The organism is Providencia sp. JGM181 (genome assembly GCF_018257375.1).
Lineage (GTDB): Bacteria > Pseudomonadota > Gammaproteobacteria > Enterobacterales > Enterobacteriaceae > Providencia > Providencia lanzhouensis.
Map to the genome: position 1 here is coordinate 1 of NZ_JAERJY010000094.1, position 13883 is coordinate 13883.

Annotated in this window: 15 protein-coding genes and 1 pseudogene; 2 read left to right on the plus strand and 14 right to left on the minus strand. The window is 43.2% G+C overall.

The annotated features are described in order from the left end of the window. From JK188_RS12160 to fkpA, 9 genes and pseudogenes are all read right to left on the minus strand, one after another. Positions 1 to 78, minus strand: a pseudogene (locus tag JK188_RS12160) (GTP-binding protein); the annotation flags it as partial. A 78-nt stretch (positions 79 to 156) separates the two neighbouring features. Next, complete coding sequence (gene fusA, locus JK188_RS12165) at positions 157 to 2283, minus strand: elongation factor G (protein WP_036948738.1); 2127 nt, start codon at positions 2281 to 2283, stop codon at positions 157 to 159. Between the two features lie 86 nt (positions 2284 to 2369). Beyond that, positions 2370 to 2840, minus strand: a complete 471-nt coding sequence (gene rpsG / locus JK188_RS12170; RefSeq protein WP_006813694.1) for a 30S ribosomal protein S7 — start codon at positions 2838 to 2840, stop codon at positions 2370 to 2372. Between the two features lie 98 nt (positions 2841 to 2938). Next, positions 2939 to 3313 (minus strand): 30S ribosomal protein S12, encoded by a 375-nt coding sequence (gene rpsL / locus JK188_RS12175; RefSeq protein WP_004265905.1) that lies wholly within the window; start codon positions 3311 to 3313, stop codon positions 2939 to 2941. A gap of 136 nt (positions 3314 to 3449) precedes the next feature. Then, on the minus strand, positions 3450 to 3737 hold the full coding sequence (gene tusB / locus JK188_RS12180; protein WP_211887254.1) for a sulfurtransferase complex subunit TusB: 288 nt from the start codon (positions 3735 to 3737) through the stop codon (positions 3450 to 3452). 39 nt (positions 3738 to 3776) lie between these two features. Next, positions 3777 to 4136, minus strand: a complete 360-nt coding sequence (gene tusC / locus JK188_RS12185; protein ID WP_132496959.1) for a sulfurtransferase complex subunit TusC — start codon at positions 4134 to 4136, stop codon at positions 3777 to 3779. A 45-nt stretch (positions 4137 to 4181) separates the two neighbouring features. Further along, entirely contained in the window at positions 4182 to 4586 is a 405-nt protein-coding gene (tusD, locus tag JK188_RS12190; protein ID WP_211887253.1) for a sulfurtransferase complex subunit TusD, read from the minus strand. After that, positions 4583 to 5287: a helix-turn-helix transcriptional regulator gene (locus JK188_RS12195; protein WP_036948726.1), complete on the minus strand. Its 705-nt coding sequence runs from the start codon at positions 5285 to 5287 to the stop codon at positions 4583 to 4585. The genes tusD and JK188_RS12195 overlap by 4 nt, the downstream gene beginning before the upstream one ends. A 339-nt stretch (positions 5288 to 5626) precedes the next feature. Continuing rightward, a complete protein-coding gene (gene fkpA, locus JK188_RS12200) occupies positions 5627 to 6370 on the minus strand; it encodes an FKBP-type peptidyl-prolyl cis-trans isomerase (RefSeq protein WP_036948748.1) in 744 nt (247 codons plus the stop codon). A 233-nt stretch (positions 6371 to 6603) separates the two neighbouring features. On the opposite strand from fkpA, the gene JK188_RS12205 reads away from it, so the two are divergent. After that, positions 6604 to 6825 (plus strand): SlyX family protein, encoded by a 222-nt coding sequence (locus JK188_RS12205; protein ID WP_036948724.1) that lies wholly within the window; start codon positions 6604 to 6606, stop codon positions 6823 to 6825. Between the two features lie 4 nt (positions 6826 to 6829). Here JK188_RS12205 and JK188_RS12210 read toward each other — a convergent pair whose 3' ends face one another. The 5 genes from JK188_RS12210 to kefG form a co-directional block, all read right to left on the minus strand. Then, on the minus strand, positions 6830 to 8167 hold the full coding sequence (locus JK188_RS12210) for an aryl-sulfate sulfotransferase (protein WP_211887251.1): 1338 nt from the start codon (positions 8165 to 8167) through the stop codon (positions 6830 to 6832). A gap of 251 nt (positions 8168 to 8418) precedes the next feature. Continuing rightward, entirely contained in the window at positions 8419 to 9018 is a 600-nt protein-coding gene (slyD, locus tag JK188_RS12215) for a peptidylprolyl isomerase (RefSeq protein ID WP_211887250.1), read from the minus strand. A gap of 86 nt (positions 9019 to 9104) precedes the next feature. Further along, positions 9105 to 9308, minus strand: coding sequence for a YheV family putative zinc ribbon protein (locus JK188_RS12220; protein WP_036948717.1), 204 nt, complete (start codon positions 9306 to 9308; stop codon positions 9105 to 9107). 9 nt (positions 9309 to 9317) lie between these two features. Further along, the gene (kefB, locus tag JK188_RS12225; protein ID WP_036948714.1) at positions 9318 to 11126 is read right to left on the minus strand and encodes a glutathione-regulated potassium-efflux system protein KefB; all 1809 of its coding nucleotides are present in this window, start codon (positions 11124 to 11126) and stop codon (positions 9318 to 9320) included. Continuing rightward, positions 11119 to 11679 carry a glutathione-regulated potassium-efflux system ancillary protein KefG gene (gene kefG / locus JK188_RS12230; protein WP_211887249.1) on the minus strand — a complete coding sequence of 187 codons (561 nt, stop codon included), beginning with the start codon at positions 11677 to 11679 and terminating at the stop codon, positions 11119 to 11121. The genes kefB and kefG overlap by 8 nt, the downstream gene beginning before the upstream one ends. 151 nt (positions 11680 to 11830) lie before the next feature. Here kefG and JK188_RS12235 point away from each other — a divergent pair, with 151 nt between their 5' ends. Then, on the plus strand, positions 11831 to 13765 hold the full coding sequence (locus JK188_RS12235) for an ABC transporter ATP-binding protein (protein ID WP_211887248.1): 1935 nt from the start codon (positions 11831 to 11833) through the stop codon (positions 13763 to 13765). Positions 13766 to 13883: the final 118 nt, after the last annotated feature.

Consider the following 13883-nt stretch of genomic DNA (forward strand, 5'->3'; position numbering starts at 1 on the left):
AGTTTTACCATGGTCAACGTGGCCGATTGTACCAACGTTAACGTGCGGTTTTGAACGTTCAAATTTTTCTTTAGACACGACTCTATTCCTTATGGAGTTCCCTCTTCACGATAAAGAAGGAACTTAAATTAAAGTAGTTAAATCGATAAAAATCGATTATCTAGCGTTACGAGCTTCGATTACAGCTTGTGCAACGTTGTTTGGCGCTTCATTGTACTTCAGGAACTCCATAGAGTATGAAGCACGACCTTGTGTCTGAGAACGCAGGTCAGTAGCATAACCGAACATTTCGGACAATGGTACTTGTGCACGAACAACTTTACCAGTAGGTAAGTCATCCATACCTTCAATCATACCACGACGACGGTTCAGGTCACCAATTACATCGCCCATGTAGTCTTCTGGAGTTTCCACTTCAACTTTCATGATTGGCTCAAGCAGAACTGGTTTCGCTTTTTTGAAGCCGTCTTTAAATGCCAGCGATGCTGCCAATTTAAACGCCAATTCAGAGGAGTCAACATCATGGTAAGAACCGAAATGCAGACGAACACCCATGTTAACTACTGGATAACCAGCTAATGGACCAGACTTCAGCTGCTCTTGCAGACCTTTGTCAACCGCAGGAATGTATTCCGTAGGGATTACACCACCTTTGATTTCGTTGACAAATTCGTAGTCCATTGGCAGACCATCTTTGTCTTTCTTGTCCAGTGGGTACATATCGATAACGACATGACCGTACTGACCACGACCACCAGACTGTTTCGCGTGTTTACCTTCGATATCAGTCACTTTAGCAGTGATTGCTTCGCGGTAAGCTACTTGTGGTTTACCAACGTTCGCTTCAACTTTGAATTCACGACGCATACGGTCAACCAGAACGTCCAAGTGCAATTCACCCATACCAGCGATGATAGTCTGATTAGTTTCTTCATCACTTGATACGCGGAATGATGGGTCTTCTTGAGCCAGACGGCCTAATGCGATACCCATTTTTTCTTGGTCAGCTTTAGTTTTTGGTTCGATTGCAACAGAGATTACTGGCTCTGGGAATTCCATACGCTCCAGGATGATTGGTGCATCAACTGCACATAAAGTATCACCTGTAGTTACGTCTTTCAGACCGATAGCAGCCGCGATGTCACCAGCGCGAACTTCTTTAATCTCTTCACGCTTGTTAGCGTGCATCTGAACGATACGACCAAAACGCTCTTTCTTCGCTTTAACAGCGTTCAGAACGGTATCACCTGAGTTAACAACACCGGAGTAAACACGGAAGAATGTCAGGTTACCAACGAATGGGTCAGTTGCAATTTTAAATGCTAAAGATGAGAACGGCTCTTCGTCACTTGCATGACGTTCAGCTGGAGTATCTTTACCATCGTCCAGAACACCGTTAATTGCCGGTACATCTGTAGGAGCTGGTAAGTAATCCACGACCGCATCCAGCATCGCCTGAACACCTTTGTTCTTAAATGCAGAACCACAGGTAACCAGGATAATTTCGCTAGCAAGAACACGTTGACGTAAAGCACCTTTGATTTCTGCTTCAGTCAGTTCTTCACCGCCCAGATATTTTTCCATCAGTTCTTCTGATGCTTCTGCAGCGGATTCGATCAGGTTGTTGTGCCACTCTTCAGCCAGCTCTTGCATGTCCGCAGGGATATCTTCGTATTCGAAGGTAACGCCTTGGTCTTCATCGTTCCATTTGATTGCTTTCATTTTCAGCAAGTCAACAACACCAGTGAACGACTCTTCTGCGCCAACTGGTAATTGCAGTGGAACTGCAGTAGCTGCTAAACGAGTTTTTAACTGCTCAACAACACGTAAGAAGTTCGCACCCATACGGTCCATTTTGTTAACGAACGCGATACGTGGAACTTTATATTTGTTAGCCTGACGCCATACAGTTTCAGACTGTGGCTGAACACCACCAACCGCACAGTAAACCATTACCGCGCCATCAAGAACACGCATAGAACGTTCTACTTCGATTGTGAAGTCAACGTGTCCCGGGGTGTCGATGATGTTGATACGGTGTGGTTCATACTGCTTAGCCATACCAGACCAGAATGCAGTAGTCGCAGCTGAAGTGATAGTAATACCACGCTCTTGCTCCTGCTCCATCCAGTCCATTGTTGCAGAACCTTCGTGGGTTTCACCGATTTTATGGTTTACACCAGTATAGAACAGAATACGTTCAGAAGTTGTGGTTTTACCGGCGTCGATGTGTGCACTGATACCGATGTTACGATAACGTGCTATGGGCGTTTGACGAGCCATTTTTTCCTCTCTCGTGGGCGTTCAATTCTTCATATAAAGGGCAGCTGAAAGCTACCCTGAGATACATCACTAAGATTGGTAAGAGATTACCAACGGTAGTGTGCGAACGCCTTGTTAGCTTCTGCCATACGGTGAACGTCTTCACGTTTCTTAACAGATGAACCTTTGTTCTCAGCAGCGTCTGATAATTCGTTTGCCAGGCGAAGTGCCATAGATTTATCACCGCGTTTACGAGCAGCATCAACGATCCAACGCATTGCCAGGGCATTACGACGAACCGGGCGAACTTCAACTGGAACTTGGTAAGTTGAACCACCAACACGGCGGGATTTAACTTCCACAGTCGGACGCACGTTATCAAGTGCTAATTCGAATGCGTCAAGTTCAGTTTTACCAGAACGCTGAGCAAGGAGCTCAAGTGCGTTATATACGATTGCTTCAGCAGTAGATTTTTTCCCGTCTACCATCAGGATATTTACAAATTTGGCCAGTAATTCTGATCCGAACTTAGGATCTGGAAGAATTTTACGTTGACCAATTACGCGACGACGTGGCATGGATATGACTCCGTTGTTAATTCAGGTTTGTCCAAAACTCTACGAGAGTATTTTGACATTAAGATTAAAAATGTTTGGCCTTACTTAACGGAAATCCATTAAGCCTTAGGTTTCTTCGCGCCGTATTTAGAACGAGCTTGCTTACGGTCTTTAACACCAGAACAGTCCAGTGCGCCGCGAACGGTGTGATAACGCACACCTGGCAAGTCTTTAACACGACCGCCACGGATCAGGATTACGGAGTGTTCCTGCAAGTTGTGGCCTTCACCACCGATGTAGGAAGATACTTCGAAACCGTTAGTTAAACGAACACGGCATACTTTACGTAATGCTGAGTTTGGTTTTTTAGGAGTGGTAGTATATACACGAGTACATACGCCACGTTTTTGCGGGCAAGCTTCCAGTGCTGGAACGTTGCTTTTCACAACTTTCGAGCTACGAGATTTGCGTACCAGCTGATTAATAGTTGCCATTATTAAAAAAGCTCCTGGTTTTTTTGCTTCGTAAACACGGATTTTGACCTCGTTCGCCAACATGACGATACACGAGGACGCGAAATTTTATTGCCGACTGGCTCAGGTGTCAAGAAATATACAACTTTTAGTGACTTTATAAGGCAAAATGTTGCTTATGAGCTTCAGTTAGCTTTACAAAACCTTGATATGAGATGATAGAAACGCCATCAGCTACCTGATCTTGTAGCCCTCGGGCATGAATATCTGCATCCAAGGCATAGATTTGGACACCGCTATTTTGTAGTTCCTCAAGATATTTGGATTGTGAAACAGCGGCAATCACACCATCTTGGAAAAGCAATATAGCGTCTTCATTGGTGATTAAACGCAATAGCGCGGAGAAATCACATTTAAATGGAGAAGTGGCTAGAGAGTATAGCATAGGCAGGATCCTACTATAGATCAAAATCCGAACACAAGCTCAAAATTTCAGCACAACATCACAGGCAGATAACCGCTCTTGGATCTGCTGGGGTGTTAGGAATTCAGGCGTCACAACCCACTCATTTTGCTGACTAAGGCCTCTTTCCTTTAATGACTCTGAACATAGGTAAATATTTTCAATGTCATAGAGAGGTAAGATTTTGAACGTCGAAATATAGTCTCGGGCTAAAATTTCTTTAGGCTGCTGATGAGCGAGTAATTGGCATACGCCATCTGAAAGGAAGAATACGCTGATTTCCTCTGTCAGCGCCGAGGTCGCTAATAACGCATCCAGTCCTTCGCGCCCACTGGCACTACCATGTGGCATAGTCGTAAAAACAAAGGCGATTTTCTTCACAAGAGACCTTATCTTATAGAGTGACGTCGTTCATGATGTTCAGGTTTAAAACTGGATGGTGCGGTCAGTGGTTAACATGGATTCTGCCAGACTGCCTAAACCGCTCATAGTGAAACTTTCAGATAAATTATAAGCAGATAGCGATAGCGCTTTAGCTTGTTCTTCATCTGTAATACCACGACGTAACCCTGCTGCAACACAGATATTCATTTCACAACCAGACTCTTGTGCTAGCTGGCGCCATGCTTTGACCAGGTCAAATTCATCATTTGCAGGGGAAGTTAAAGCATTGCCATTAAGAACGCCATCTTGATAGAAAAATACCGTCTTCAATAAATGCCCCTCTTTAAGAAGGGCCTTGGCAAATTGATAGGCACTTGCTGATTGTGAAGTGCCGTATGTGGGGCCAGTCACTAACAAACAATAGGTTAGCGGGGTTGTTTTACTCATTCACCACTCTTAAATTGGCGGATATATAAATAGACGGTGTGCTTGGAAATATTCAGGCGGTCAGCCACTTGGTTGATAGCATCTTTGATATCAAAGATCCCTTTTTCGTACAAGTTCAGAACCACTTGTTTATTTTTCGCATTATTAGAAACATTACGGTCATTGCTAACTTCTTCAATGGTGTATTCTAATGTTTGCGCAACTAAATCATCGACTGAAGATGCAAAGTTGACATCTGAAGTCACTTCTTGCTTTTCTTCCGGCACAAAAGACTTAATGATTTCAGAGAATGGCACATCCAAGTTCATGTTGATACACAGTAAGCCGATAACACGTTGCTTACGGTTACGAATCGCAATCGTCACCGACTTCATTAAGTCGCCGCTTTTTGCTTTCGTAAAATAGGCTTTAGAGACATTGGATTCCGCATCCGCCATATCATGAAGCATTCTTAATGCTAAGTCAGTGATAGGGGAGCCAATCTTACGCCCTGTATGCTGACCATTCGCTATTCTCACTGCTGAACATTTGAGGTCTTCTAAAGAGTGAAGAACAATTTCACAATGCTCACCAATTAGCATAGCGAGCCCGTCAACCGCAGCTTCATATGATTTTAAAATTTCGTGGTCAGTCTCAGTAAACGGCTGGTTATCAAGAATATTAATATCACTGAGGTCTTGGGATTGTAATGCATCAGACATTTCAACGTCATCCTTCTAAAGTGTATAAAATTCATCACGTCAACCAATGAGGCATTCATTATTCGACTCATTTGCCTTCATTTTATCGTACATAGTCAACGGATGTGATGATTAAAAATAAAAACGAATCTATTGAAGTTAAAACTCCGAGGCGTTGCCGTCAAGCGAATGAATGCAAGAGAGTATGTTTTATCACAAGTTTTGAAGAATATAAGATTTTTAAATGCAAATTTTTAATCGAGAATGACACAACTCTGCTTTTTTAGCATTGGATTGCGTAACTCAATGAAAAAAGCCCAGAACGAATCTGAGCTTTTTTATTTTTAACTATGTGAAATCTTATTTTGCAGCAGGTTTGATGTCTAATAACTCAACATCGAAGACAAGCGTTGAGTTTGCAGGGATACCTGGAACGCCATTTTCACCGTAAGCTAATTCTGGTGGGATAACTAATGTCATCTTGCCACCTTTCTTCAGGTTAGATAAACCTTCAGTCCAGCCTTTGATCACTGAGTTTAATGGAATAGTCAGTGGCTCGTTACGAGAATAAGAGCTATCGAATTCTGTGCCATCGACTAAAGAGCCTTTATAGTGAACAACAACGGTTTCGTCTTCTTTAGGTTTTGCGCCAGTGCCATCTTTCTCAATTTTGTACAGTAGGCCAGACTTAGTTTTCACTACGCCCTTTTCTTTTGCAAATTTCTCGCGATATTCGTCACCTTTCTTCACGTTAGCTACTGATTCAGCTTTGATTTTATCTTCAGCTGCTTTTTTCACTTGTCCTTCGAATTGACGTAATGTTTCTTCAACTTGAGCATCAGTCATTTTGCTTTTGCCGTTGAATGCATCTTGAACACCAGCCAGTAATTGAGCTTTGTCCAGATTAATACCGATCGATTTTTGCTCTTCTAAAGAATTCTGCATATAGCGACCTAAAGAGGCACCTAATGCGTATGCGTTACGCTCTTCAGCATTTTTGAAAGCGCTCGCTTGTGTTTTTGCTTCTTCTGCCATAACTTGTGGGGCAGTAAAAGCGAATGCTAATGTTGTTGCTAATAGACTTGCCTTAAACAGTGATTTCATCCTAATCTCCGATAGCTATTATTCGAGCCATACGGCTCATTTTTATTGATAGCTGTTCCTTATCTTAAAAAACAAGCTGTCAGTTAACACAAAAAATATAAGAATATCTTAGACCACATTAACAAAAAGAGGTTTCAACGCCTACACCTTTAAATAAAACTTATCTGTTGATTTGTAATGTTCGGTTATTATGATGTTTTTTTCATGGTGAGAACCCATAAGGAGAGTCTAAAATGGATTCATCAGACAATTTTGAACAGCGTTTAGAACTTTTAGAAAGCAAAGTTGCTTTCCAAGAATTGACCATTGAGCAGCTTAACCAAGTGATTACAGAACAACAAATGCAGCTGTCAAAAATGCAAGAACATTTGCGCATCGTTGCGGAGAGGTTGAAAGCTTCGCAATCATCTCACCTTGCCCGCCCTGAAGAAGAGACTCCCCCTCCACATTATTAATCTCTCAGCTATTCGCCTTGATATGAAATTGGGAGATATCAATATCAGGCAATGCCACTTCTTCGGGCTTATTCAATTGAGGAACCCATTCATAGGGAACTCGATAAGCCCGATAAATCATGTTATTCCATGCGTATTGCTCGTCGGTATAAGGGGAAATATATTCCCAAACAATTTTATTTTCCTTGGTAACTTCAATAATTCGTCCATCCGCGCCCTCTGTAATCAGAGTATTACCATTAAGTAATCGTTGCGCACTGCTAACATGCGGACTATAAAATCGAAAACGATTCGTCGGCATTTTAAATCCCTGCTCATTTGCAGAATGCTGCCAAACAATATCTAAACTGATCGGGTCTATCTCCAAGACTCGAGAATAGTCACGACCCGCATTTTTTAATCCATAAAGCGAGGTTGGCGTTGCTTGCCCATAGCCTGCTTGCCAGCCATTATCAAACAGTAAAATATTCCCCGCCCCCGGTAACCCTTGAGGAATAAGATGGGCATGATGTTGACCAATAACCCCCCCTAAATGTTTAACATTATCATGGGTATAATCAGGCCCAATTTGCCATACAATCTTTCTTGTTTCACGGCTGGTAATTCCAATAATATTCGCTTCCCGAGAGCTCCATATTATATTCTCAGGATGAAAATCAGCATTGCCATTATCATAGTGTTTGTTGGGACCAAGCCAAGATAGGCTATTGATATGTAAATAATCCCCTACATCACCAACGATGAGATTAGGATTACGATAAAAGACATTTTTAGCAGTTTCAGAAAAACCGAGTTCCGAAAAGTAATCACTGAACGCCCATGTCCATACAATATTTCCCTGCCAATCAATCTCAACAAAGACGTCATCCAGTAATGGCTTATCTGATATTTGAGGATTTTGAATATTTCGATGGCAAAGTAATAATGTTTTTCCATTATGAACAGGGGATATCAAGTCAGGCGTATAATACCCGACGGGATTTCCTTCTCGTTGAAAATCATGATGCGCCCTTGCAGACCAATATTGTTTTCCGACATCATCTGTCAATGACTCTACACGATCGAAAGACCAAACTTCGTTATTATCCCAATCCCGCTGAACCAGCCGGGTATATTCGCGATATTTATTACCCTCTTTTGGCTTTTCATAACTCAGCAGATTGCCTTGAGGTAACATTTTGCAAGGCACGCCATCACTGTCCTGCCAAACATGAACTTCATTGCCATTCATATCAATAAGCACAGCGCCCTTATTCACCGCTGAGAATAATGTATAACCATTCCATGCTTTATCTGGTCTATAAATTGTTGTTTTTGTAGGGTAAATAGAGGGAGTTCCCATAATAATTTTCCTAGATGATTGAGACTATGGCGCGAGATAAACAAAGAAATTAATCTCGATAAACATCATGGGAATTATAAGATAGAAAAATAACCAATTGATTTATAATAAATTTCAGTAATTACTAAATTTAATGACGGGGAATGCTTGAGACTGAATTTTGAGCAAAAAAAAGCCCAACATAAAAAATGTTGAGCCTACTTTCGAAATAAAAAACGAGTTCGTTTTTTATTGAATCTCTCTTTTAGAGATTAGTGGCAACCACAACCGCCATGCTTGTGACCGTGACCTTCGCCACCACCACAGCAACCGCCTTCTGAACCGTGGCTATGACCGCCACCGCCACAGCAACCACCTTCGTGGTCATGGTCGTGGTCGTGACCATCAGCACCATGGACGTGGCCATGAGCGATTTCTTCTTCAGTTGCTTCACGGATAGCCATGACTTCAACATTAAATTTCAGGTTTTGACCTGCTAACATATGGTTACCGTCAACGATAACTTCATCGCCTTCGATGCCAGTGATTTCAACTGGAACTGGACCCATGTCAGTATCCGCTAAGAAACGCATACCCACTTCCAGCTCATCAACGCCCATGAATACATCTTTCGGTACGCGTTGAACTAAGTTGTCATCATATTGACCATATGCATCGTCTGAAGCGACTTCAACATCGAAATGTTCGCCAACTTCACGACCTTCTAATGCTTTTTCCAGACCAGAAATTAAAGAGCCACGGCCATGCAGATAGTCCATTGGCGCATTTGCCGGGGACTCATCAACTAAAACACCGTCTTCTGTTCTTACTTGGTAAGCTAAGCTTACAACCAAGTCTTTTGCTACTTTCATGACATCTCCTACGACCCGTAAGGGAAAAATTTTTGCCAATTGTACCGGAAAACAATTGTGCTGTATTGAGAATTGACAAAATTCTCTTATTCTGGGGTAAAAATTCCAATAACTTGTTCTTGCTTTCTCACATGCTCAGTCGCATCGCCTTCAGCTTGACGTTGTTGATCCCCGCAATTGACACATTCAACCACATCAATTTTATCTTCTCGCCACATCATTAAGGTGTCTTGAGACTTGCATTTAGGGCAGGTTGCCCCAGCAATAAAACGCTTACGTGTTGCTGCCATTTTTCTACCTTACTGTTCATTATTCCAGCTGTGCGGTTGGCGATTTTCTCTTTGCATCTCTTTTTCGAAAAGTTCGTTGAGTTCACGCCGCGCCTCTTTAATACGCGAAATTTGCCCGCTATCGCTATTCTCATTTTCAGGAATGATATCCCTTAACATACGCATATCAAGCCGGCGAAAATGCTGTTTTGCACGATAAGCTTTATGAGGATGCATACCTGTACTAATCAGTGCCTTACTTCCCATTTCTAACGCGCTTGAGAAGGTTTCACGGCTAAAGTCCGTCACGCCGCTGTGCAGTAATTCGTGAGCCTCTAAACGCCCTTTTGCACGGGCAATAATATGCAAGTTCGGGAAGTTTTCTTGGCAAATACGCACAATTTCCATCACCTCTTCAGGAACGTTGCTGGTAATCACAATGGCTTTGGCTTTATCCGCTCCCGCTGAGCGTAGAAGTTGTAGTTCTCGCGCATCCCCATAATAAACGGTGTAACCGTAGCGGCGCATGGTACTAATCGCGGTAACATCTTGTTCAAGCACCGTAATATTCACTTTGTTCGCCATCAATAGACGACCAACCACCTGCCCCATTCGTCCAAATCCCACTAAAATCACATGAGGATTGGTATCTTCCACAAACGGTTTTTCGGTAGAAGTTGGTTGTTGATTATAACGGCGGTTGAGATACGCATCTATCAGCTGCATCACAAGTGGCGTTGTCATCATCGATAGCGTCACCACCACCAACAATAAATCCATTTGCCTTTCATCAATCACGCTAGCTCCGAATGCCGTGGCATAAATCACAAAGGCGAACTCACCACCTTGGCTAAGCACCCCTGAGAATTGCGCTCGGGCGCCTGTACGTAAACGTGCCACAAATCCCAGCACATATAAGACAAGCGCTTTCACAGCGACCAGCACCAAAACTGCCAATAAAACTTGAGGGAGATAAGCCCACAATACTTGTAAATTTAATGACATACCGACGGAAATGAAAAACAGCCCCAGCAGCAAACCTTTAAACGGCTCGATATTGATTTCAAGTTCATGACGAAATTCCGTCTCAGCGAGCATCACCCCCGCCATAAACGTCCCCAAGGCCATTGAAAAGCCAAGGCTTTCCATTATCAATGCGGAACCCAGTACGACTAACAACGCCGCTGCGGTAAAAATTTCATGCACGCCCGATTTCGCTGCAAGCCTAAATAATGGACGTAGTAAATAACGTCCGACAATCCATAACCCTGCAAACGCCACCACTTTCAATCCAATTTTGTACCAATCACTGCTTCCCGTATCACCTGCCAACAGCGGAATCAGCGCCATAATCGGGATCACAGCCATATCTTGGAACAGTAGAACAGAAAAGCCAAGCTGCCCACTTTCTTGGTTGGACATCCCTTTTTCATTCATTAATTGCAGAGCCATTGCCGTGGAGGACATCGCCATTCCCAGCCCACCAACCACTGCTGCCTGCCAAGAAAACTGAGCAAGGATCAGGATACCTGCCATCAAAGCTGCGGTCACAACCACTTGAATGGTGCCGACACCAAAAATCGACCGACGCAACTCCCACAATTTCGAGGGCTTCAGTTCCAACCCAATCAAAAACATTAAGAAGACAACACCCAGCTCCGAGAAATGCAGAATGTCATCCACATTGCGAATAAAGCCCAATACAAATGGACCAATCGCAATCCCTGCCAGTAAATAACCTAACACTGCACCCAAACGGATTTTTTGGGCAATCGGCACCATCACCACACCGGCGCATAAAAATATGATCACCGATTCAAATAGATTTAATTCATCCATTTGAAATGTCTCCCGTATTGAGGGGTTGTCTTATCCATTGCTTATACTCTTCAACCATTTGCTGTAACTGTTGTGGGCTCTGCCGACGGGCAGAATAGATAATGTTCGGCTCCATCCAGTGCATATCACACATCAATGAGGTCAACTCAAATGGACGAAGGATTTCAGATAATGGATAACGATTATAGCCACCATATTGGTAAGCTTCTTCTGGCTCTCCAGTGGTAATAATCGAACGCCAATATTTGCCTTTCAGTTTTTGGTATCCTTGGTCTGTGGCAAATCGGCGAGTCAGAACTTGGTCAAACCACTCTTTTAATAGCGCGGGACAACTATAAGTATACAGCGGGTGCTGAAACACGATGACATCATGCTGGCAAAGCAGCTTTTGTTCTGCGGTGACATCAATAAAATAATCGGGATATGTTGCGTATAAATCGTGGATAGTGACATTGTCAAAATCGCGTACTGCATTTAACAACAGGCGATTAGCAACAGATTCATGGGGGTCTGGGTGAGCATAGACCACGAGCACTTTTGGCGTATTTGACATCTTTCCCTCCTCAAAGGCGTGTCAGGCGGATAATTTTCCGTTACCATGCAGCCTGCTAAATGTACTTTAAGCTTAATATATTTCAGTAATAACTTTATTATTCGAATATATCTAACTCAATAATTTAACATATTTTCAATAGACGGTTTCTATGATTGTTTTCTCTTCATTACAAATTCGCCGAGGTGTACGTGTTCTGCTGGACAATGCAACTGCGACTATCAATCCGGGGCAAAAAGTCGGATTAGTGGGTAAAAACGGCTGCGGAAAATCCACACTGCTGGCACTGTTAAAGGGTGAATTGCAAGCGGAAGCAGGATCAGCAACCTTTCCAAGCAATTGGTCTATGGCATGGGTGAACCAAGAAACCCCAGCCCTTGATGTACCTTGTATTGAGTATGTGATTGACGGCGATCGCGAGTTTCGCGCCTTAGAACATAAGCTCCAACAAGCGAACGAGAAAAATGATGGCCACGCTATTGCCGTCATTCATGGGCAATTAGATGCTATTGATGCGTGGACAATTCAGTCCCGAGCAGCGAGTTTGCTACATGGTCTTGGCTTTAGCCAAGCACAGCTACAGTCTCCGGTAAAATCATTCTCCGGTGGGTGGCGTATGCGCCTGAACCTTGCGCAAGCCCTACTGTGCCGCTCCGATTTATTACTTCTCGATGAACCGACGAACCACTTAGATTTAGATGCGGTGATTTGGCTGGAAAAATGGCTTAAAAGCTATTCTGGCACACTGATTTTGATTTCCCATGATAGGGACTTCCTCGACCCAATCATCGACAAAGTGCTGCATATCGAGCAAGAAACTATGTTCGAATACACAGGCAACTACTCTTCATTCGAACGCCAACGAGCCACTAAACTGGCGCAGCAACAAGCCTTGTATGAAAGCCAACAAGCTAAAGCCGCCCACTTACAAAGCTATATTGACCGCTTTAGAGTGCAAGCCACCAAAGCTAAACAGGCACAAAGCCGAATTAAAATGCTCGAACGCATGGAGATGGTCGCCCCTGCCCATGTGGATAACCCATTCCATTTCTCATTCCGTCAACCGGAAAGCCTGCCGAATCCATTATTAAAAATGGAAAAAGTCAGCGCAGGTTACGGCGAAAAAGTGGTGTTAGAATCCATCAAATTAAATTTAGTTCCGGGTTCTCGCATTGGGTTACTCGGCCGTAACGGTGCCGGTAAATCCACACTAATCAAAATGCTAGCAGGTGATTTAGCTCCATTACACGGTGAAATCTCACTCGCTAAAGGGATCAAACTGGGGTATTTCGCCCAGCATCAATTAGAATATTTGCATGCGGATGAGTCCCCATTACAGCATCTTGCTCGCCTTGCGCCAGAGCAAACCGAGCAGCAATTACGTGATTACCTTGGCGGCTTTGGTTTTAAAGGTGACCAAGTGACGGATCCTAGCGGACGTTTCTCCGGTGGAGAAAAAGCCCGCTTAGTATTAGCTCTAATTGTCTGGCAGCGCCCTAACTTACTGTTACTCGATGAGCCAACCAACCACTTAGATTTGGATATGCGCCAAGCACTGACCGAAGCGTTAATGGCTTTCGAAGGCGCATTGGTTGTGGTTTCCCATGATAGGCACTTACTGCGCACGACCACCGATGAGCTGTATCTGGTTCATGGCGGAAAAGTCGAGCAATTTGATGGCGATCTTGAGGATTACCAACAATGGTTAGCCGAGCAGAACAAAATGGAGCTACAGCAAGCTCGTGATCTGCTTGATAAAGAAAAACCAGCCAGCACATCAACCGTGACGGCGCAAGATAGAAAAGACCAAAAACGCCGTGAAGCCGAATTCCGTCAGCTGACCCAGCCTATCCGTAAAAAAATCACGGAGCTGGAAAAGAAAATGGAAAAACACTCTGCATCATTAGCTGATTTAGAGGCGAAGTTATCCGATGCTGCCATTTATGAGCAAGATAAAAAAGCGGAGCTAACTGACTGTTTGAAAAAGCAGACTGAGCATAAATCAGCCCTTGAAGACGTTGAAATGGAATGGATGGATCTGCAAGAGCAGTTAGAAACTATGACCAATGAGTTTGAAGCGGGTTAATTCGTAATAGTCTTTCAATAATAACCCTTTATTAAAATCAGACGAATAAAGGGTTTATCTTTCTATAGAGATAAATACTACCCAATAATATTGATTTACCTGATTCACTATCACAAAT